General features: G+C 60.0%; 19 protein-coding genes. 5 read left to right on the top strand and 14 right to left on the bottom strand.

All coding sequences use genetic code 11. The features are described from left to right. Positions 1–31: 31 nt before the first annotated feature. A complete protein-coding gene (locus LOY52_RS23525) occupies positions 32–1354 on the bottom strand; it encodes a lytic murein transglycosylase (RefSeq protein ID WP_258676267.1) in 1323 nt (440 codons plus the stop codon). Between the two features lie 180 nt (positions 1355–1534). Between LOY52_RS23525 and LOY52_RS23520 the strand changes: the two genes are divergently transcribed. Beyond that, positions 1535–2524: a halovibrin HvnA gene (locus tag LOY52_RS23520; protein ID WP_258676265.1), complete on the top strand. Its 990-nt coding sequence runs from the start codon at positions 1535–1537 to the stop codon at positions 2522–2524. 11 nt (positions 2525–2535) lie between these two features. On the opposite strand, the gene arfA is transcribed toward LOY52_RS23520, so the two are convergent. Continuing rightward, a complete protein-coding gene (gene arfA, locus LOY52_RS23515) occupies positions 2536–2688 on the bottom strand; it encodes an alternative ribosome rescue factor ArfA (protein WP_258676263.1) in 153 nt (50 codons plus the stop codon). A 188-nt stretch (positions 2689–2876) separates the two neighbouring features. Between arfA and LOY52_RS23510 the strand changes: the two genes are divergently transcribed. Continuing rightward, positions 2877–3797 carry a hypothetical protein gene (locus LOY52_RS23510; RefSeq protein ID WP_258676261.1) on the top strand — a complete coding sequence of 307 codons (921 nt, stop codon included), beginning with the start codon at positions 2877–2879 and terminating at the stop codon, positions 3795–3797. A 38-nt stretch (positions 3798–3835) separates the two neighbouring features. On the opposite strand, the gene holA is transcribed toward LOY52_RS23510, so the two are convergent. The 3 genes from holA to leuS form a co-directional block, all read right to left on the bottom strand. Further along, positions 3836–4873, bottom strand: coding sequence for a DNA polymerase III subunit delta (gene holA, locus LOY52_RS23505; protein WP_258676260.1), 1038 nt, complete (start codon positions 4871–4873; stop codon positions 3836–3838). Positions 4874–4912: 39 nt separating this feature from the next. Further along, complete coding sequence (gene lptE / locus LOY52_RS23500; RefSeq protein ID WP_007960576.1) at positions 4913–5518, bottom strand: LPS assembly lipoprotein LptE; 606 nt, start codon at positions 5516–5518, stop codon at positions 4913–4915. Positions 5519–5606: 88 nt separating this feature from the next. Then, positions 5607–8213, bottom strand: coding sequence for a leucine--tRNA ligase (leuS, locus tag LOY52_RS23495; protein ID WP_108183903.1), 2607 nt, complete (start codon positions 8211–8213; stop codon positions 5607–5609). 255 nt (positions 8214–8468) lie between these two features. Between leuS and LOY52_RS23490 the strand changes: the two genes are divergently transcribed. Then, positions 8469–8792, top strand: a complete 324-nt coding sequence (locus tag LOY52_RS23490; RefSeq protein ID WP_095139203.1) for a hypothetical protein — start codon at positions 8469–8471, stop codon at positions 8790–8792. 105 nt (positions 8793–8897) lie between these two features. Next, on the top strand, positions 8898–9659 hold the full coding sequence (locus LOY52_RS23485) for a YdcF family protein (protein WP_258676255.1): 762 nt from the start codon (positions 8898–8900) through the stop codon (positions 9657–9659). A gap of 101 nt (positions 9660–9760) precedes the next feature. Here LOY52_RS23485 and lnt read toward each other — a convergent pair whose 3' ends face one another. The 5 genes from lnt to miaB all read right to left on the bottom strand — a co-directional run bounded on the left by lnt (position 9761) and on the right by miaB (position 15436). Then, entirely contained in the window at positions 9761–11284 is a 1524-nt protein-coding gene (lnt, locus tag LOY52_RS23480; RefSeq protein WP_258680036.1) for an apolipoprotein N-acyltransferase, read from the bottom strand. A gap of 277 nt (positions 11285–11561) precedes the next feature. Further along, positions 11562–12401 (bottom strand): HlyC/CorC family transporter, encoded by an 840-nt coding sequence (locus LOY52_RS23475; protein WP_003228526.1) that lies wholly within the window; start codon positions 12399–12401, stop codon positions 11562–11564. Positions 12402–12406: 5 nt separating this feature from the next. After that, positions 12407–12901, bottom strand: a complete 495-nt coding sequence (ybeY, locus tag LOY52_RS23470; protein ID WP_258676252.1) for an rRNA maturation RNase YbeY — start codon at positions 12899–12901, stop codon at positions 12407–12409. Further along, positions 12894–13892, bottom strand: coding sequence for a PhoH family protein (locus LOY52_RS23465; protein WP_258676246.1), 999 nt, complete (start codon positions 13890–13892; stop codon positions 12894–12896). Before LOY52_RS23465 ends, ybeY begins: the two co-directional genes overlap by 8 nt. A 215-nt stretch (positions 13893–14107) precedes the next feature. Then, positions 14108–15436 (bottom strand): tRNA (N6-isopentenyl adenosine(37)-C2)-methylthiotransferase MiaB, encoded by a 1329-nt coding sequence (gene miaB, locus LOY52_RS23460; RefSeq protein ID WP_064589373.1) that lies wholly within the window; start codon positions 15434–15436, stop codon positions 14108–14110. A 133-nt stretch (positions 15437–15569) separates the two neighbouring features. Here miaB and LOY52_RS23455 point away from each other — a divergent pair, with 133 nt between their 5' ends. After that, complete coding sequence (locus tag LOY52_RS23455; RefSeq protein ID WP_003185742.1) at positions 15570–15899, top strand: DUF1820 family protein; 330 nt, start codon at positions 15570–15572, stop codon at positions 15897–15899. 124 nt (positions 15900–16023) lie between these two features. On the opposite strand, the gene LOY52_RS23450 is transcribed toward LOY52_RS23455, so the two are convergent. The 4 genes from LOY52_RS23450 to LOY52_RS23435 all read right to left on the bottom strand — a co-directional run bounded on the left by LOY52_RS23450 (position 16024) and on the right by LOY52_RS23435 (position 19542). After that, positions 16024–16578 (bottom strand): tetratricopeptide repeat protein, encoded by a 555-nt coding sequence (locus tag LOY52_RS23450; RefSeq protein WP_003228518.1) that lies wholly within the window; start codon positions 16576–16578, stop codon positions 16024–16026. A gap of 225 nt (positions 16579–16803) precedes the next feature. Further along, on the bottom strand, positions 16804–18087 hold the full coding sequence (gene hemL / locus LOY52_RS23445; protein WP_134787403.1) for a glutamate-1-semialdehyde 2,1-aminomutase: 1284 nt from the start codon (positions 18085–18087) through the stop codon (positions 16804–16806). A 15-nt stretch (positions 18088–18102) separates the two neighbouring features. After that, on the bottom strand, positions 18103–18726 hold the full coding sequence (gene thiE / locus LOY52_RS23440) for a thiamine phosphate synthase (RefSeq protein ID WP_041065048.1): 624 nt from the start codon (positions 18724–18726) through the stop codon (positions 18103–18105). 18 nt (positions 18727–18744) lie between these two features. Then, entirely contained in the window at positions 18745–19542 is a 798-nt protein-coding gene (locus LOY52_RS23435) for a hydroxymethylpyrimidine/phosphomethylpyrimidine kinase (RefSeq protein ID WP_007960553.1), read from the bottom strand. Positions 19543–19866: the final 324 nt, after the last annotated feature.

Raw genomic sequence — 19866 nt, 5'->3', positions numbered from 1 at the left:
CTGCCGAAGGCTGCGATCTTTTGCTTTTGCTTTATTGGTTACGCAGGCTCTCAAGCAACTTATGCGTCGGATAGCCATCCGCCGGCCAGCCAAACGACTGCTGCGCACTGCGGATTGCCTTGCGTGTATTGGCGCCGATAATCCCGTCCGCAGTGCCTGCATCGTAGTTGCGCGCGCTCAGCAGGGTCTGCAATTCGATACGCTCGGTGCGGCTCAATGGCAGGTCATCTTTTGGCCACGTGCCATTGATCAGGCCTGCGCCATTGAAACGCTCGGACAACAGGCTCACCGCCAGTGCATAGGACGACGAGTTGTTGTACTTGAGGATCGCCCGGAAGTTATCGAGGATCAGGAACGCCGGGCCACGGTAGCCGGCCGGCAGCAGCAGGGCGGCGGACAGTTGATCCGAGCCGGCTGGGGCCTGGCCGCCATTGGGCAGGATTACGCCGAGTTGACGCCATTCGGCAACGGTCTTGCGCAGGGTGCCATCGGCCAGGGTGTAGTTGAAGCCGCTCGGCAGCTGCACTTCAAAGCCCCACGGCTGACCACGCTGCCAGCCGGAGCTTTGCAGGTAGTGCGCGGTGGAGGCCAGCGCATCCGCCGGGCTGCCCCAGATGTCGCGGCGTCCGTCACCGTCGAAGTCCACGGCGTGAGTGTTGTAGGTGGTCGGAATGAACTGGGTCTGGCCCATCGCACCGGCCCACGAGCCGAGCATTTTCTCCGGAGTGATATCGCCTTGTTGCAGTATCTGCAGGGCCGCGATCAGTTGCGCATGGGCAAAGCCCGGGCGGCGGCCTTCGTAGGCCAGGGTCGCCAATGAGTTGATCACCGACTTGGTGCCCTGGAACTGACCGAAGTTGCTTTCCATGCCCCACACCGACACCAGCGCCTGACGATCAACGCCATAGCGCTGCTCAATGCTCTGCAGAATGTCGGCGTACTGACTGATCAGCGCCTGACCCTTGCGCACCCGCAAAGGCGACAGGGCGCCGTCGAGGTATTCCCATACCGGACGGGAGAACTCCGGCTGGCTGCGGTCGGCTTTGATCACGCTGGCATCGAAGCTGACATTGGCAAACGCGCGGTCAAACAGATCGGCGCGGATCCCGGCTGCCAATGCGTCCTTGCGGAACCCCGCCTGCCATTCGGCGAAAGTCTGGGTTGGCTGAAGGTCAAGCGGGTCGGCGGACGGCACTACCGGCGGGATGATTGCCGGGGCTGTTGCGACGGGGGCGGCTTGCAGGGGTTGCGCATCGGCGGCGGTAGGTTTTTCCGCGCACGCGACAAGCAGAATGAAGCTGGAGGCAGCGATCAGTTGGCGTACGGGCCAACGACGGGAAAGACTAAAGGGCATGCACGGTTCCAGGGGATACGATTCAGGTACAGACCTTAACATGCCCGCCCTGAAAATCGGGATTCGGTACGGGAATTTGATCAGCGTCAAACCCGTGTACGGGTCACCGTAATCCCTTCTTCGCACCTTTATCAACTGTCAGATCTGACAGTTGCCGAGGTTTCTTTTTCGGAGGTTCACTTGCATCTCGGGGCCGATTTATTCGGCCAGACCCCCATTGAGGGCCACGAGATGAAAAAGCTGCTATTGCCCCTTTTGATAAGCGTTTTGGTTGGCTGTTCGTCGCAATCAACCTCTGAGCAGAATTCATCTGTAGATAACAACATTGCAGCGGTAAGTGCAGTTCAGTCGATGGCTACCCAGTCTACCGGCCCCGAACTGGCGGCTGAGTTGACCCGGCGTTACCGCGACACACGGGTCAACTGTGGCAAGGATTCGATGCCGGCATTTCTGTGCTCCGGGATTCTGCTCAGGGGCACAGCGCGCGCTGCAGGGTTTGACGTGTGGGATCCAAGCCCCACCGCAATAAGAGTCGGCGGGACATCTTTTTCCTATGTTCGCTCCGACTACAAAATGCAGCGTCTGGCCTTCACCTATAACAAGGGGCTGATCTTCTATCCGATTCTGAGTTTGCCGGCGGGAAAGGAAAAAATTGATGTTTTGTGTTTCTTCCCGATCGATGGAAGTTCCGACTTACGTACTTCAAATGGATGCGGTGAAATAGCGGGGAACCCCGGCACCGTAGCGTGTGCTGCACAAAATATTCGTACGGGTGAGCAATGGGCGGCGAACTATCTCAAATATGCCCCTACGAGTCATAACTACCTTGGTGTATGCAGTTTTGATGTCAGGGACGCGGCCAATAACCTGGCGGGGCCGAACTTTTATCAGGGAATGATCGGGGGCAGAGCAATCTCGCCAAGGACATTTCAGACTCCTAACGATGTAAAGCTCAAGACTTGGGCGCCGGGTCTGGCGAAGACGTTACCGATCCAGGCGTTTTTCTACTATGTCAGGGATGGTAAGGCCGGCTTGGTGGACGTCCAGATCGATCAGCATCGATTCAAGGAGCTGACGGGTATTTCGATTCCGATCATCAAGATCACCTTTCCCAAAACGCTGGATGAAAGCATGACTTTTGTCTATCAGGCAGCGGATCAGACAAATTGATGACCCGGCTTTCAGGCCGCCAGAAAGCAAGAAGCCTCCCAGCTTTTAGACTGGAAGGCTTCGCGGCGGTAGCTGCCTTTGCCCTTGGACGGTCGTTCCTGGCGGCTGCGGAACAGGGGTTGGGCGATGATGGATTTGGCCTTGTTGGATCGTTTTTTAGCCATGGCGGATCTCCTGTGAGAAGCGGGCGAGTATACGCCTCTTCTTTCTCACTGCAATCCGCGTGGTAACACTCGAATTTGTATATGAATGCGTGGCTGGCATTGGGCAGTTTCCAGTATCGCGACAGGCAATTGTGCAGATAAATCGACGCAGTTGATTGTTTTATCAGGAAGCAATACTGGAGAACCTCATGAAAAAAATGATTCTGGCCTTAGCACTTTCCTTGTTATTTGCCTGTACTTCTCGGCACGAAGAGCCAGCGACTCCGCTCCCGGCAAATGATGAGCAGCTCAGTACGTTGTCGGCGGCTGCCAATAATGGTGCAGCCGTTGCTGCAGCGCTGAATACTCGTTATGCACAAACATCGCGTAACTGCTTCAACAGTGAGACGGCACCTTCGTTTTTATGTTCGGGCATCATAATCCGGGGAACCACCTACGGTGATGGGTTTAACGTCTGGGATCCCAGTCCGAGCAGTGTCAGCAAAGGGTTCGTCGCGTTTTCGTACATGCGCACGGATGCAAGGTTCCCCGCACTTTATAGTCACTCGAATAATGGCTACATCGTCCGTCCCGTCGCTAATGCGCTACCTGGCCAGATAAAACTGCAATACACGTGTTTCTTTCCGATCGACGGCGCCACGGAATGGCGAGCAGACAAAGGATGTGGACAACACAGCCTGCACGGGGCCATCAGCCGTCATTGTTCTCAGCAAGGGATTACCACGGCTGATCAGTTTGTCGCACATTACATGGCAAACACACCTGTGAGAGAGCAAAAACAATGCAGTTTCGATGTCCGTGATTCATCGCCCTATAAGACGGCCGTGTTGTTTCGTGAAGCGGTAGCGGCTATGCCCCGTATACCAAAGAATGGAGTAAACGATGAGAACGAACTGGTAGCGGGTGTTTGGGCCAAGCAAGCGGCTGCGAATATGCCTATCGAAGCGTTCTTTTATACAAATGCCAATGGCTTGGTACAGGCGAAGAAAAACCAGAGTTCATACTTTGATAAGTCTGCGGGGAAAATCGTACCGATCGTCAAACTTACGATAGGCGCAGGGCAGGCTGCGTCCTTCAGCTTTGCCCTTGGCGATCAGGTGAAACAGTGAACTGCTGCGGCTAAAAATGCGCCTCTCAGCGCCTGGCATTATTCAGCGGGTAATGTCAGGCGCTGACCCGCCATCAACAACGCCAACCGACTCAGGCTCATCCACGGCGAACCGGCGGCCTGGCCCTTGATTTGCGCATCGATGCGCTGGGCTTCAAGCAGCAACTGCGCCCAGCGTTGCGCCGAGTAGCGTTGCAGGGCTTTGCTCATCAGTGGTTTGCGTTTGTCCCAGACCGGCGGTTTCGCCTGGCTGAAGCACTTGTCCAGCGGCGTGCCCTGGCTGTACTGCAGCGAGATATTGGCCAGCAGGCGCAACTCCCGTGCCAGCGCCCAGAGAATCACCGGTGGCTCGACGCCTTCACCGCGCAGGCCTTCAAGCATGCGCAGCGCATGCGCCGGTTCGCCATTGAGCACCGCGTCAGTCAGGCCGAATACGTCGAAGCGTGCACTGTCGGCCACCGCGGCCTGCACGGTTTCGACAGTGATCTGCCCACCCTCGGCCATCAGCTTGAGCTTTTCGATTTCCTGTGCGGCGGCGAGCAGGTTGCCCTCGACGCGTGCGGCAATCAGTTCGACCGCGTCCTGGCTGGCCGACAAGCCGGCTTGCGACAGGCGCTGGCGAATCCAACTCGGCAACTGATTGGCATCCACCGGCCAGATCTGAATGAACTGGGTCTGCTGGCCCTCGACCAGGGCCTTGCCCCACTTGGTCTTCTGCGCACTGCCGTCGAGCTTGGGCAAGCTGATCAGCAGCACCTTGTCTTCAGCGGGGCGCGAGCAGTATTCGATCAGCGCGGCAGCGCCTTTGTCACCGGGTTTGCCTGAAGGTAAACGCAGTTCCAGCAGGCGCTTTTCGGCGAACAACGACATGCTGGCGCCGGCCTGCAACAAGGTACCCCAATCGAAATTGGCGTCGGCGGCGAACACCTGGCGTTCGTCGAAACCTTGCTGGCGGGCCGCACTGCGAATGGCGTCGGCGGCTTCCTGACACAACAGCGGGTCATCGCCGCTGATGATATAGACGGGCGCGAGCGCGCCTTGCAGATGTTTGCCGAGTTGAGCGGGAGCGAGCTTCATAAGAGAGGGCGTACGGGGCGCCTGAACGCCCCGTACGTCTTACTGCTGCGGCAGTTCGAGCGGCGACTGACGCGGGGTTTCCGCTTCAGCCTTCTGTGCCGCCTTCAGCGCGTCGGCTTCAGCCCGGGCACGGTCGTTGGCCGCTTGCTGCAATTGCTGCAGTTGGCCAGGCGTCAGCTGTTGCAGGCGCAGCATCATGCGTTGAACCAGTTCGCGACGGGTTTCGCGACGGGCGTCGTTGGCTTCCTGATCGGAGCCGACGAGGTTGTTGCCGTCGTGAATGAACACTTTCTGTACTTCAAGCTTGTCGCTCAACAGGTTCAGATTGTGTTCGCCTACGATGTCGTAGTTCAGCACGGTGGTCACTTGGTACTCACCCGTACGACCGGCGCCGGCGTAGCTGAGGATGCGCTGGTTTTCCTGTTCGTCAGCCAGATACAGCTTGTACGGTGCACCGCTGTAGACCTTGACGCCGCTGGACTCCAGCACCTGACGCAGCTGGGTGACGGTCTCGCCATAAGCGTTACGGGCGCTCAGATCGAGCTCCTTGATCGACAGTTCGTTGGTGCCGGTGCCACGCAGCTGGAAACCGCAGGCGCTCAGCAGAACGGCGAGGCCCATCACCAGCAGATTGCGTTTGATCATTGTGTTGCTCCCCTTGAAACCATGTGGGCCGACCCTGCGGCCCGAAAGGTTTTACAGTGCGTCAGGCGAACCTGACGCCCAATCCAATTTAGCTGGCGACGATGTTGACCAGTTTTCCCGGTACAACGATCACTTTGCGAATGGTCAGACCGTCGACGAAACGCAGCACGTTTTCGTTGGCGCGGGCAGCCGCTTCGACTTCTTCGCGGGTGGCGCTGGCCGGCATTTCGATCTGGCCACGCAGCTTGCCATTCACTTGAATGACCAGTTGCAGGCTGTCCTGTACCAGTGCGCTTTCATCGACCGCAGGCCAACCCGCATCAATCACCGGGTCAGCGTGGCCCAGTTGATTCCACAGCTCATGGCTGATGTGCGGCGTGATCGGAGCCAGCAGCAACGTCACGGCTTCCAGACCTTCGTGAATCAGCGCGCGGTCCTGTTCGGTGCCTTGCGCAGCTTTTTCCAGCACGTTCATCAGCGTCATCACCTGAGCGATGGCGGTGTTGAATTTGTGGTTCTGGCCGACGTCGTGGCTGGCCTGTTTGATGGCCAGGTGGATGGCGCGGCGCACGGCTTTCTGCTCGTCATTCAGGCCGGCGATGTCCAGCTTGCCCGGCAGGCCCTGGGTGACGTGGGCCTGCGCCAGACGCCAGACGCGCTTGAGGAACCGGTGCGAGCCTTCAACGCCGGAGTCCGACCATTCGGCGCTCATGTCCGGCGGCGAGGCGAACATCATGAACAGGCGGCAGGTGTCGGCACCGAACTGATCGATCATCGACTGTGGGTCGACGCCGTTGTTCTTGGACTTGGCCATTTTCTCGGTGCCACCGATCTCCACCGGCAAGCCGTCGGATTTCAGTTTGGCGCTGATGACCTTGGCCTTGCTGTCACGCTCCAGTTCCACGTCCGCCGGGTTGAACCAGGTGTAGGCACCATTGGCTTCGCGGCGATAGTAAGTCTCGGCGATCACCATGCCCTGGGTCAGCAGGTTCTTGAACGGCTCGTTGGAGCTGACCAGACCTTCGTCACGCATCAGCTTGTGGAAGAAGCGCGCGTACAGCAGGTGAAGAATGGCGTGTTCGATACCACCGATGTACTGATCCACCGGCAGCCAGTGGTCGGCCGCGGATTTTTCCACCAGGCCACCTTCAAAGTGCGGCGAGGCGTAACGGGCGTAGTACCACGAGGACTCGACGAAGGTGTCCATGGTGTCGGTTTCACGCTTGGCAGGCTGGCCGCATTTCGGGCAGCTGCACTCGTAGAATTCCGGCATGCGCGCCAGCGGCGAACCGGCGCCGTCCGGCACCACGTCTTCCGGCAGAACTACCGGCAACTGGTCTTCCGGCACCGGCACGTCACCGCACGTGGCGCAGTGGATGATCGGGATCGGGCAACCCCAGTAGCGCTGACGGCTGATGCCCCAGTCGCGCAGGCGGAACTGGGTACGCGAGGCGCCGAGGTTTTTCTTGATCAGGGCGACTTCCATGGCGTCGAAGGCGCCGGTGAAGTCCAGGCCGTCGAACTCGCCGGAGTTGATCAGCGTGCCGTGCTCGCCGTAGGCGTCTTGCCACGGAGCCGGGTTGGTATCACCGGAGCTGGTGCGCACCACCGATTTGACCGGCAGGTTGTACTTGTGGGCGAATTCGAAATCACGCTCGTCGTGCGCCGGAACCGCCATCACGGCGCCGTCACCGTAATGCATCAGCACGTAGTTGGCGACCCAGACCGGGAGTTTTTCACCGGTCAGCGGGTGCTCGACGAACAGGCCGGTCGGCAGGCCTTTTTTCTCTTGAGTGGCGACGTCCGCTTCAGCGACGCTGCCGCCCTTGCATTCGGCGATGAACGCTTGCAGCTCAGGGTTGTTCTGCGCTGCCTGGGTGGCCAGCGGGTGCTCCGCCGCCACCGCAACGTAGGTCGCGCCCATCAGGGTGTCCGGACGGGTGGTGAAGACCTTGAGGGTGCCTGCTTCGCCGATCGAATCGACGTTGTACGGGAACTGCACTTCCATGCCGCGGGACTTGCCGATCCAGTTGCGCTGCATGGTCTTGACCTGTTCCGGCCAGCCAGTCAGTTCGTCGAGGCTCTCCAGCAGCTCATCCGCGTAAGCGGTGATCTTGAAGTAGTACATCGGGATTTCGCGCTTTTCGATCAGCGCGCCGGAGCGCCAGCCGCGACCGTCGATCACCTGTTCGTTGGCCAGTACGGTCTGGTCGACCGGGTCCCAGTTCACGGTGCCGTTCTTGCGGTAGATCACGCCTTTTTCGAACAGGCGAGTGAACAGCCATTGTTCCCAGCGGTAGTAATCCGGCTTGCAGGTGGTCACTTCACGGGACCAGTCCACCGCCAGGCCCAGGCTGCGCAGCTGGGACTTCATGTAGGCGATGTTTTCGTAGGTCCACTTGGCGGGCGCCACGTTGTTCTTCATCGCGGCGTTTTCCGCCGGCATGCCGAAGGCGTCCCAACCCATCGGTTGCAGAACGTTCTTGCCTTGCATGCGCTGGTAGCGGGAGATCACGTCGCCGATGGTGTAGTTGCGCACGTGCCCCATGTGTAGCTTGCCGCTGGGGTAAGGGAACATCGACAGGCAGTAGTAGGTTTCCTTGCCTGGTTGTTCACTGACTTCAAAGGACTTTTGCTCGTCCCAGAACGACTGGGCGGCGGCTTCGATTTCACGGGGCTGATATTGTTCGTGCATGGCTACTTTTGTACTGGATAGGGGTGGCCTAATCCTCTTCAACGCGCCCTCCGGGGATGCTCCGGACAGGCTGGAAGTGGAATGACAGGAAGCGCCGTAGCATACATGACCGCGCTTGGCCTAGGGAAACCCTGATTACAGCTGTCTGGCCCCGGAAAACCGTGGCGAGGGCCGTTGGTCGCGGCGTTCAGCCGGTTTGTGCAGCGAAGCTAAGCTCTTATTGGGGAGTGAGTCTTATCTTCAATGAGGTGAGGGATGGTGGAGCAACGGCAGAAAAACGTGACGAAACCCGAGTTGTACGAACGGTTGATGGATCGTCTGGGCATGGCGCTCGACGCTGCAAAAACCGCTGGCCGGCTGCGCGACGAGCGCCCCGTGGAACTGGAATTGCGTGGCTTGAGCCCCGCCGAGTTCAAACTGGTCAAGGCCTATCTGGATCGTAGTGAACGTGAGTCGCATGGCAGCTTGTCACAGGCAGTGAAGCAGCTCGATGCACCACAATCGGCCAAGGTCATCTGGCTCAAGGACAAGGCGCCCGGCAGAGACACCGTCAAGGTTCGTTCTGTACAGGCCAAATAAACGCATGGCAGGTCAAGTAACGGATCTTTTCCAACAGGATCCTACCTATCGGTTGTAACGTGTCATTAACACTCTTAGGCTTCGGGCATCTCTGGAGATGCCCCGATGCCTTTGCGTTACTTCATCAAACAACTTCTATTGCCGCCTGGCATTCTTTTACTGCTGTTACTGGTCGCCTGGTGGCTGCGCCGCTCCCGGCCACGACTGGCCGGCCTGTGTTTTGCCCTTGGCCTGGCTGGGTTCTGGCTGATGAGCCTGCCGGTGGTGGTGCAATGTGGCGCCAAAGCGCTGGAGCGCGAACCGCCAATACCCCGTGATGCGTGGACGGCGCTGGCGCAGCGCGCCGATGCCATTGTGGTGCTGGGTTCCGGGCGCGAGCGCGGCGATCTGGCCTGGGGCGAGGATCAGCCGACTGGCGTGGGGCTGGAGCGTCAGCGCTATGCCGCGCGGCTGGCCAAGGCCTCCGGGTTGCCGATCCTGACCAGTGGTGGTTTGCATTACGGCACACCGCCGACGGAAGCGAAGCTGATGGCCGATTCGCTGCGCGATGATTTCGGCGTGACCACGCGTTGGCAGGAAGGCGAGAGCCGTACCACTTGGGAAAATGCCAAATTCAGCGCCGACATCTTGTTGCCGCAAGGCATCAAGCGCGTTGTGGTAGTCACGCAGGCCTGGCACATGCCGCGCGCCGTGTGGTGTTTTCAGCAGGCAGGATTTGAAGTGGTGCCGGCGCCCGTAGGGTTTCTGGGAACCGATAATGCGCGCCCGTTTGGTGGCTGGCTGCCGGAGTTCAAGTCGATCTGGCAGAGCGGGCAGTTGCTGAATGAGGCGGTGGGGCAGGTGGGGTATTCGCTTTTTTACCGCTGAAGATCAAAAGATCGCAGCCTGCGGCAGTTCCTACAGGGAAAACACAAATCCCCTTGTAGGAGCTGCCGCAGGCTCGGGCCGCGATCGGACGATCTTTTGCTTTAAAGTGTTTTCGACATCCGGCTCGCCATCAGTGCCCAGCCAAACAACAGCACACAGACGATGATCAGCGGCCACGAGCGCCATTGCAGGTACGGCGTCAGGTTGTGCATCGGCACCACTTCGCCATACAGAATGCCCTGCTCGAACTGCGGGATCTGCTCGGTAATCTGTCCGAACGGGTTGATCAGTCCGGTCACGCCGTTGTTCGTAGCACGGATCATCCAGCGGCCTGCCTCAAGTGCGCGCATTTGCGCCATTTGCAGGTGCTGCAACGGGCCGATCGAGGTGCCGAACCAGGTGTCGTTGCTGATCGTCAGCAGCAGATCGCTGCGTGCCGACAGACTGGCAGCGAACTCCGGGTACACCACTTCGTAGCAGATGAATGGCGCGATCTGATAACCCTTGGCCTGCAGCAACGCCTGATCCGCCGGCCCGCGAGCGAAGTCGGACATTGGCAAGTCAAAGAACGCGATCAAGCCGCGCAGCAGATCCTGCAACGGTACGTACTCACCGAACGGCACCAGTTTCTGCTTGAGGTAGGTGCCATCGCCTTCGCCTACCACGGTGATGCCGTTGAAGAAGCGTTTTTCGTGGCGGACCGTCTCGCGGATCGGCACCCCGGTGATCAGCGCCGATTTACGCTCGGCGGCGAAGTTGCCCATCATGTTCAGGTAGCCCTCGGCGGACTCCTTGAGCACCGGTACTGCGGTCTCCGGCCAGATCAGCAGGTCCACGGGTTTGGAGCGAAAGCTCAGGTCGCGATACAGCGCCAGTTGCGCATTGAGCTGCGCCGGGTCCCATTTCATGCTTTGTTCGACGTTGCCCTGAATCGCGGCGACGCTCAGTGCCGGGCCGGAGGGACTGGTCCAGGCGTGGCCCTTGAGCGCAATACCTGCCACCCACGGCCCGACCAGCAACACCAAACCGGCCGCGATAAAGCCTTTGCGACCGGATTGCAGCAGGCGCGGTGCGTTGTAGATCAGCGCGGCAGTCAGCGCCAGAACGAACGACACCAGCCACATGCCGCCTACCGGCGCGAGCCCGGCCAATGGGCCGTCGAGCTGGCTGTAGCCGGAGTAGAGCCACGGGAAACCGGTGAGGAACCAGCCACGAAACGCTTCCTGGCCGACCCACAGCGCGGCAAACGCCAGCGCATCGGCCAGCGGTGCTTCATTGCGGCGCAACCAGCGCGCCCAGACCCAGGCGGGCAGGGCGAAGAAAAACGCGATCGCAGCGGTAAATAGCAGCATCAGGAACCCGGCCAGCAGCACCGAGGCGCCACCGAAATGGTGGATGCTGTAGTAGATCCAGCTGGTGCCGGCGCCGAACAGGCCGAAACCGAAACACCAGCCACGGCCCAGCGCCTGACGCGGTTTCAGCTCGCGCAGGCCGGCGTAGAACAGGCCGACCGCGAGCAAAGCCAGCGGCCAGATGTTGAACGGGGCGAGGGCGAAGGTGGTGATTGCACCGGCCGCCACGGCCAGCAGGTTACCGGGCCAGCCGGGGCGGGTTGTCCAGCGCAGGGGGTATGTCATCAGCTATTTCCTGTATCGCGCCGGGTCTGCTGTTACGCAGGGCAAGGCGCGAGGAGTGAAGTTTGGTTTTTCAAATGAACGACGAGCAACGCAGCCCTGCGTAACAGCAGGCCCGGCCCTCCGGGTTACGCCTGAAAGCGGGCCATGCTGCGTTGCAGTCCTTGGAAAGGGAATGCCATTCCCTGCGGACTGCGCCTTGCCTGGCCCGCTTTCAGGCGCAACGCGATGCAGGAAATAGCTGATGACATACCCCAATCCTTAATGATTACCGGGCGATGGGTGTCAGTCGCAGCAAATGAATCCGACGGCTGTCGGCGTTCAGGATGCGGAAACGATAGGCGCCGATTTCAGTGATTTCGTTGCGTTTTGGCAAGTGCCCGAACGCGCTCATCACCAGGCCGCCGACGGTGTCGAACTCGTCGTCGGAGAATTCGCTGTCGAAGAACTCGTTGAAGTTCTCGATCGGTGTCAGGGCCTTGATCAGGAAGTCACCGCTGGGCAGCGGCTTGATGTAGCTGTCTTCTTCGACGTCGTGCTCGTCTTCGATGTCGCCGACGATCTGTTCCAGCACGTCTTCAATCGTCACCAGCCCGGCGACGCCGCCGTATTCGTCGATGACGATGGCCATGTGGTTGTGGTTGGCGCGGAATTCACGCAGCAACACGTTCAGACGCTTGGACTCGGGCACGAAGGTGGCCGGGCGCAGCAGGTCCTTGATGTTGAAGCTGTCGCCGTTCTCCTTGAGGATCAGCGGCAGCAGATCCTTGGCCAGCAACACGCCCATCACGTCGTCGTGGCTTTCGCCGATGACCGGATAGCGCGAGTGCGCCGAGTCGAGCACGGCGGGCAGGAATTCACGAGGGGTCTGGGTCGCCTTGATGCTGATCATCTGCGAGCGCGGCACCATGATGTCGCGTACTTGCAGGTCAGCCACCTGAATGGCGCCTTCGACGATGGCCAGCGCTTCGCTGTCCAGCAGTTTGTTCTGATGTGCATCACGCAGCAGCTCAAGCAGCTCCTGACGGTTCTTCGGCTCGTGGGCAAAAGCCTGGGTCAGTTTACCCAGCCATGACTTCTGCCCGTTGCTCGATCGATCTTCGCTCATAGCGATTACTCTGAATCCTTTGTTGTAACGATAGGGGATGTTTCGGTTTCGTCGTCCGCGTACGGATCGGGGTAGCCCAGTTCGGCAAGCAACTCGCGTTCCAGTGCTTCCATTTCTTCGGCTTCGTCGTCATCTATATGGTCGTAACCGAGCAGATGCAAGCAGCCGTGAATGACTAGATGTGCCCAATGGGCCTGGAGTTCCTTGCCTTGTTCGGCAGCTTCGCGCTCGACCACCGCCACGCAGATCACCAGATCGCCGAGCAGCGGGATGTTGAGAAACTCGTCCGGGACTTCCGCCGGGAACGACAGGACGTTGGTCGCGTAATCCTTGTGGCGCCAGGTGTGATTGAGTTCGCGACCTTCTTCCTCGTCGACCAGACGAATGGTCATTTCCGAGTCGGCGCTGCGCTGGCGCAGGGCCAGTTCGCACCATTGGCGGAACTCGGCTTCACTCGGGGCGTTCGCTTCGGTAGCGATTTGCAGATCCAGCTCAAGCATCGCGCGAGGTTTCCTTGGCGACTTCGGCACGGGTCTCGAAGCGCTCGTAGGCCTCGACGATCCGCTGCACCAACGGGTGACGTACAACGTCTTTGGGCTGGAAATGGGTGAAGCTGATGCCCGGAACGTCCTTGAGCACTTCGATCACATGGTGCAGCCCGGACTTGGTGCCGCGCGGCAGGTCGACCTGGGTGATGTCGCCGGTGATGACCGCGGTGGAGCCGAAGCCGATCCGGGTCAGGAACATCTTCATCTGCTCGACGGTGGTGTTCTGGCTTTCGTCGAGGATGATGAAGCTGTTGTTCAGCGTACGACCGCGCATGTAGGCCAGCGGCGCGACTTCGATCACCTGACGTTCGATCAGTTTGGCCACGTATTCGAAGCCGAGCATTTCGTAGAGGGCGTCGTACAGCGGGCGCAGGTACGGGTCGATCTTCTGGCTCAGATCACCGGGCAGGAAGCCGAGCTTTTCACCGGCTTCAACCGCCGGACGCACCAGCAGGATGCGGCGGATCTGCTCGCGCTCCAGGGCATCAACGGCGCAAGCCACGGCCAGATAGGTCTTGCCGGTACCGGCCGGACCAATGCCGAAGTTGATGTCGTTGCCGAGAATTTCCTTCACGTAGCGCAGTTGATTCAGGCCGCGTGGGCGAATCATGCCTTTCTTGGTGCGCAGAGCGACGGAGGCTTCGGCGGGGGCGTGGTTGTCCAGTTCGACGACAGCCGACTCCTGAAGGAACAGGTGCACCATGTCCGGCGACAGCTCGGTACCCTTGGTTTCGCGGTACAGGCGGCGCAGCAGGTTTTCCGCAGAATTGGTGTGCTTGGGGTCGCCGATCAATTCGAACTGGTTTCCGCGATTGCGGATCTCGATGGCCAGGCGCTGTTCGATCAAGCGCAGATGCTCGTCGAATTGCCCGCACAGATTGGCGAAGCGGCGAGCCTCAAAGGGCTCGAGGATAAAACGATGTGGTTCTATGGGTGCGTTCAAGGTCGTATTTAGCCGCCCTGGGGCAATTAAGATGAAATCAAGGATAACGCCAGTGGCGTGGGTGCGAAAGCTCTTATATGAACTCGCCCGATTCATGCCCCTGGCGCTGTACCTGTGGGAGCGAGCCTGCTCGCGAAGGCGGCGACACATTCAACATTGAGGTGTCTGACAGACCGCTTTCGCGAGCAGGCTCGCTCCCACAGGGATATGCGGTGTTATTGGATCAGCGAGCCGCGTAGCGAGTGCGGTTGCGCCGCGTCGATGTGCACGTCGGCGAACTGGCCGATCAGAGTCGGATTATCGCAGCGGAAGTTGACGATACGATTATTCTCGGTGCGCCCTTGCAGCTCGCCCGGGTCCTTCTTCGAATAGTCGGTGACCAGAATGCGCTGGATCGAGCCGACCATTTGTCGGCTGATCTCGAACCCTTGCTGATTCAAACGATGCTGCAAGGCGTTCAGGCGTTCTTTTTTCAGCTCTTCCGGAGTGTCGTCGGCCAGATCGGCCGCCGGGGTGCCCGGGCGCTGGCTGTAGACGAAGGAATAGGAGAAGTCGAAACCGACGTCGGCAATCAGCTTCATGGTCTGCTCGAAATCTTTTTCGGTCTCGCCGGGGAAGCCAACGATGAAGTCCGAGCTGATGCAGATCCCCGGTACGGCAGCGCGCAGTTTGCGCAGCTTGGATTTGTACTCCAGCGCGGTGTGGTTGCGCTTCATCGCCGCGAGGATCCGGTCGGAACCCGACTGCACCGGCAAGTGCAGGTGTTTGACCAGCTCCGGCACTTCGGCGTGGGCCTGGATCAGGCTGTCGGAGAACTCCAGCGGGTGCGAAGTGGTGTAGCGGATGCGGTCGATGCCGTCGACAGCGGCGACCACGCGGATCAGCTCGGCCAGATCGGCCAGGCGACCGTCATGAGTCGTACCGCGATAACCGTTGACGTTCTGCCCGAGCAAGGTCACTTCACGCACGCCGTTCTCGGCGAGGTGGATGATCTCGGCAATCACGTCATCGAACGGCCGGCTGACTTCTTCGCCACGGGTGTAGGGCACCACGCAGAACGTGCAGTATTTGCTGCAGCCTTCCATCACCGACACGTAAGCGCTCGGGCCGTCGATGCGTGGCTCGGGCAAGTGGTCGAATTTTTCGATTTCCGGGAACGACACGTCGACCTGCGGCAACTTGCTGCTGCGTGCGGCATCGATCATTTCCGGCAGACGGTGCAGGGTCTGCGGGCCGAAGACCACGTCGACATACGGCGCGCGATCACGGATCGCCGCACCTTCCTGGCTGGCCACGCATCCGCCGACGGCGATCACCATGTCCGGGTTGGCCAGTTTCAATTCGCGCCAGCGGCCGAGCTGCGAGTACACCCGGTCCTGTGCACGTTCGCGGATCGAGCAGGTGTTGAGCAGAATCACGTCGGCGTCTTCGGCGCGGGCGGTGACTTCCAGGGCCTGATGTTCGCCCAGCAGATCGACCATGCGCGAGCTGTCGTACTCGTTCATCTGGCAACCGTGGGTTTCGATGTAAAGCTTCTTGGCCATGGAGTAAGGTCGTCACCTGATTCAAAGAACCGCGCATTATAGGGAACAAGCCCTCAGGTTCCTACCGCTGTGCGTCCGGCGGCTATGCTATAGTTTGCGCCCTCATTTTTATCCCCGATGTTATCCCCCCGCCATGACCAAACGCGAAGCTCCAATCTATAAGGTGATTTTCCTCAACCAGGGCCAGGTGTTCGAAATGTACGCCAAGCAGATCTATCAAAGTGATCTGTGGGGCTTTCTGGAAGTGGAAGAGTTCGTCTTTGGCGAGCGCACGCAAGTGGTGGTCGATCCGAGCGAAGAGAAGCTCAAGGCGCAGTTCGAAGGTGTGGTGCGCAGCTTTGTGCCGATGCATTCGATCGTGCGCATCGACGAGGTGGAACGTCTGGGCACCCCGAAAATCAGCGAAGCCCGTGGCGCGGTCGGCAATGTGATGCCGTTTCCGATGCCGATGCCTGAGAAGTAGGGCTCAGAACCGCGTCGCCCCCTTCGCGAGCAGGCTCGCTCCCACAAAAGATCTTCGCAGCGCTGGAGATCAAATGTGGGAGCGAGCCTGCTCGCGAATGGGGATAGTCAAAGCAAAGCAGAAATCAGGGAAGCGGCGAAAACGGCGTACGCCCATCTGCGCTCTGCAGTTCCATCAGGTATTTACGGAAAATTTGCCCGAGCACCTGGGTCGCGGTTTCGAGATCTTCGCGGGACATTTTTTCGGAGACTTCGTCGGCAGTGTCCAGCGCGTCTTCGGCGCCGTTGACCGCGGCCATCTTCAGCACGATGTACGCCTGAATGTTGTTGGCCTGCACGCCTTCGCCGTGGAAGAACATGGTGCCGAGCTTGAACTGCGCCTGAGCATGGCCTTGCAACGAGGCCTTTTCGAAATAGCTCAGGGCTTGATTGAGGTCGCGGGGCGCATTCTTGCCGTCGTAGTAGAACTCACCCAACTCGTATTGCGCTTGCGCATCCCCTTCATCCGCCGCTTTCTGGCAGGCGGCCAGTGCCTGCGTGACGTCTTGCGGCTGAGTGTTGAGGGTGCAACGACCCATCGCCGGGATCAACAACGAGTTGCCGCCTGCTTGTGCATGCGCGAGCAGGGGCTGAAGGAGCAACAGGCAGCCCAAGGCAAGGGTGCGGCCGGTGCGGTTCATGGGAATCGACTTACCTCTGAAGGGCACGCGGACCCATCGAGGGATCCAATAAGCGCGCATTATGAAATAAGCAGGGCCAACCTTACAAAGTCTTTACTCGTTTTTCTGCTGCGCGGGGAATATATCGGCCACTTTCCGGCGGATTTTTAGCAGAGGCGTGGGAAAAACGGCGTGGGTGTAGGTGAAAGCTGACGCTGGCCATGGCCAACGTCAGCGGTACGGCGATTACTTCAGTGCAGCGAAGGCACGTTCGGCAGCGTCCAGGGTGATTTTCAGCTCGGCTTCGCCGTGGGCGATCGAGGTGAAACCGGCTTCGAATGCACTCGGTGCCAGGTACACGCCGCCTTCCAGCATCAGGTGGAAGAAGCGACCGAACAGTGCTGCGTCGCTGGCCATCACGTCTTCAAAGGTGACGATGTCGTCGGCGCCGCTGAAGTACAGGCCGAACATGCCACCCGCTTGCGTGGTCACGAACGGAATGCCCGCGGCATCGGCGCGCTGTTGCAGGCCGTCGAGCAGGCGCGTGGTGTAGTCGGTCAGCTCGGCGTGGAAACCCGGACGGCTGATCAGACGCAGCGTGGTCAGACCGGCGGCCATCGCCAGCGGGTTACCCGACAGGGTGCCCGCCTGATACACCGGGCCCAGTGGCGCGATGCGTTCCATGATTTCGCGCTTGCCGCCGAAGCAGCCGACCGGCATGCCGCCGCCGATGATCTTGCCGAAAGTGGTCAGATCCGGGGTTACGCCGTAGTGCGCCTGGGCACCGCCGAGGGCAACACGGAAACCGGTCATCACTTCGTCGAAAATCAGCACCACGCCATGCTTGTCGCACAGCGAACGCAGGCCTTCGAGGAAACCCGGTGCCGGCGGCACGCAGTTCATGTTGCCAGCGACTGGCTCGACGATGATGCAGGCGACGTCCTGACCGACTTCGGCGAGCATCTTCTCCACGGCGTCGATGTCGTTGAACGGCAGGGTCAGGGTGTGTTTGGCGAACGCTGCAGGTACACCGGCAGAGCTCGGCACGCCTTGAGTCAACGCACCGGAGCCGGCCTTGACCAGCAGGCTGTCAGAGTGACCGTGGTAACAGCCTTCGAACTTGATGATGCTGTCACGACCGGTGTAGCCACGGGCCAGACGAATCGCACTCATGGTCGCTTCGGTGCCGGAGCTGACCATGCGCACCATGTCCATCGACGGCACCAGCGAGCAGACCAGATCGGCCATCTCGGTTTCCATCGCGGTCGGCGCGCCGTAGGACAGGCCGTGTTGCAGTTGATTGCGCACTGCGTCGAGCACGTCCGGGTGGCTGTGGCCGAGGATCATCGGCCCCCACGAACCGACGTAATCCACATAACGCTTGTCGTCTTCGTCAGTGACGTAGGCGCCTTCGGCATGCTTGAAGAACAGCGGTGTGCCGCCCACGCTCTTGAACGCGCGAACCGGCGAGTTCACGCCACCGGGAATGTGTTTCTGGGCATTGGCAAACAGGGTTTCGGAACGAGACATGATCGGGCTCTCAAATCAGATTTTCAGAAGTTCGTTGAAGGCGCGGGCGCGGCGGGTCACTTCGGCGGTGCTCTGGGCACCGAACAAACCGTGGACCACCGCCAGCAGGTCGACCCCGTGGGCCACCAGCGGCGCGGCGTTGTCGAGGGTGATGCCGCCAATCGCGCAGACCGGCAGATGCAGCTTGCGTTTGGCCTCGTCGAGCAGATCGAGGCTGCAGCTTGGCGCGCCGGGTTTGGTGCTGGAATTGAAGAAGCGACCGAAGGCGACATAACTCGCGCCCTCTTTGGCGGCCTGTTCAGCCAGTTCGAGCTGCGCATGGCAGGTCGACCCGATGATGGCCTTGGAGCCAAGCAGGGCGCGGGTCGGCGACAGCGGGCCATCGGTCTGCCCCAGGTGCACGCCGACGTTGAGGCGCGCGGCCAGTTCGGCGTCATCATTGATGATCAACTGCGTCTTGTAGCGCTCGCACAGGTCACGCAGCGCTTCGGCCTCACGCAGACGGCGGGCCTCGTCGCTGCTTTTGTCGCGGTATTGCAGCAGGGTGACGCCGCCTTCCAGCGCCGCCTCTACATAAGACAGAAACTTGCCCGCCAGTAATTGGCTGTCGGTGATGGCGTACAGGCCACGTAGTTTCATCAGGCAGACCTCACGACGTTACGAGCAAAAATCCAGCGGCAGGCGACGCGGCACGAACTGGCCTTTGCCCAGTTGTTCGGCATCGCGCAGGGTGCGCCAGGTGTAATCCAGTGCAGTACGCACGGCGCTGGCGAGGTTTTCACCCTGGGCCAGCCGACCGGCGAGGGCGCTGGCCAATGTGCAGCCGGAACCGTGATAACTGCCCGGCAAACGCTGGCAATAGAAGGTTTCACGCAGGCCGTCACGGCTGTACAGCCGATTGTGGATTTCAGTTTCGTCGCCATGGCCGCCGGTGATCAGCAGGTTTTTGACGAACGGCAGGAGTTTTTCCGCGCACTCATCCGCGGTGCCTTCAGGCAGTTCGGCGAGAATCCGCGCTTCGGGAAGGTTGGGGGTGGCAATGATCGACAGCGGCAGCAGACGCTCGCGCATCGCATAACCGACTTCATCCTTGCCCAGGCGTCCGCCGCCGCCGGCACGCAGCACCGGGTCGCAGACCACCGGCAGGTGCGGGTGCGCCGAAAGCAGTTCGACCACTGTGTCGACCATTTCCAGCGAACCGAGCATGCCCAGTTTGACCGCAGCGACTTCGGAGTCGTTGAGCACGGCATTGGCCTGGGCCAGTACCCACTCACGGTCGAGGACGCGGAAGTCAGTGACGTTGACAGTGTCTTGCACGGTCAGGGCGGTGACGGCCGGAGCCGCATGGCAACCCTGCGCGAGCAAGGCTTCGATATCTGCCTGCAAGCCGGCGCCACCACTGGGGTCGTGGCCGGAGAGACAGAGGACAACGGGGCGGGAGCTGTAGATATTCATGGTGCGCGAGCTTACCACCAAAGCTGAATTTGGGGTTCAGTCCGGCTAAGCAAGATCAAAAGATCGCAGCCTTCGGCAGCTCCTACATGGAAACGCGATCTCTGTAGGAGCTGCCGCAGGCTCGGGCCGCGTTCGGACGATCTTTTTGAATTCCTGACCTTCTCAACAGCTCTAGCCCGCAGCTTTGCTCTGAAACGCCCGTTCTAGAGCCTTTGTAGGAAAAATTTCGATGGTGCTCAATGGCCATCAACGGCTATGCTAGTCTGGATCCAAACCAATAACAGGTAATACCGGTTTTACGTCTACTCAAAGGGAATGGGGGGC

The sequence above is a fragment of the Pseudomonas sp. B21-051 genome (assembly GCF_024748795.1).
Lineage (GTDB): Bacteria > Pseudomonadota > Gammaproteobacteria > Pseudomonadales > Pseudomonadaceae > Aquipseudomonas > Aquipseudomonas putida_A.
Note: the sequence above shows the minus strand (reverse complement) of the source record. Positions and strands in the feature narration are given on the sequence as shown.

Excerpts from the sequence above, each read along its gene's own strand:
- LOY52_RS23525 (WP_258676267.1), bottom strand. The coding sequence starts at position 1,354 with ATGCCCTTTAGTCTTTCCCGTCGTTGGCCCGTACGCCAACTGATCGCT.
- arfA (WP_258676263.1), bottom strand. The coding sequence starts at position 2,688 with ATGGCTAAAAAACGATCCAACAAGGCCAAATCCATCATCGCCCAACCC.
- LOY52_RS23510 (WP_258676261.1), top strand. The coding sequence starts at position 2,877 with ATGAAAAAAATGATTCTGGCCTTAGCACTTTCCTTGTTATTTGCCTGT.
- holA (WP_258676260.1), bottom strand. The coding sequence starts at position 4,873 with ATGAAGCTCGCTCCCGCTCAACTCGGCAAACATCTGCAAGGCGCGCTC.
- lptE (WP_007960576.1), bottom strand. The coding sequence starts at position 5,518 with ATGATCAAACGCAATCTGCTGGTGATGGGCCTCGCCGTTCTGCTGAGC.
- leuS (WP_108183903.1), bottom strand. The coding sequence starts at position 8,213 with ATGCACGAACAATATCAGCCCCGTGAAATCGAAGCCGCCGCCCAGTCG.
- LOY52_RS23490 (WP_095139203.1), top strand. The coding sequence starts at position 8,469 with ATGGTGGAGCAACGGCAGAAAAACGTGACGAAACCCGAGTTGTACGAA.
- LOY52_RS23485 (WP_258676255.1), top strand. The coding sequence starts at position 8,898 with ATGCCTTTGCGTTACTTCATCAAACAACTTCTATTGCCGCCTGGCATT.
- LOY52_RS23475 (WP_003228526.1), bottom strand. The coding sequence starts at position 12,401 with ATGAGCGAAGATCGATCGAGCAACGGGCAGAAGTCATGGCTGGGTAAA.
- ybeY (WP_258676252.1), bottom strand. The coding sequence starts at position 12,901 with ATGCTTGAGCTGGATCTGCAAATCGCTACCGAAGCGAACGCCCCGAGT.
- miaB (WP_064589373.1), bottom strand. The coding sequence starts at position 15,436 with ATGGCCAAGAAGCTTTACATCGAAACCCACGGTTGCCAGATGAACGAG.
- LOY52_RS23455 (WP_003185742.1), top strand. The coding sequence starts at position 15,570 with ATGACCAAACGCGAAGCTCCAATCTATAAGGTGATTTTCCTCAACCAG.
- LOY52_RS23450 (WP_003228518.1), bottom strand. The coding sequence starts at position 16,578 with ATGAACCGCACCGGCCGCACCCTTGCCTTGGGCTGCCTGTTGCTCCTT.
- hemL (WP_134787403.1), bottom strand. The coding sequence starts at position 18,087 with ATGTCTCGTTCCGAAACCCTGTTTGCCAATGCCCAGAAACACATTCCC.
- thiE (WP_041065048.1), bottom strand. The coding sequence starts at position 18,726 with ATGAAACTACGTGGCCTGTACGCCATCACCGACAGCCAATTACTGGCG.
- LOY52_RS23435 (WP_007960553.1), bottom strand. The coding sequence starts at position 19,542 with ATGAATATCTACAGCTCCCGCCCCGTTGTCCTCTGTCTCTCCGGCCAC.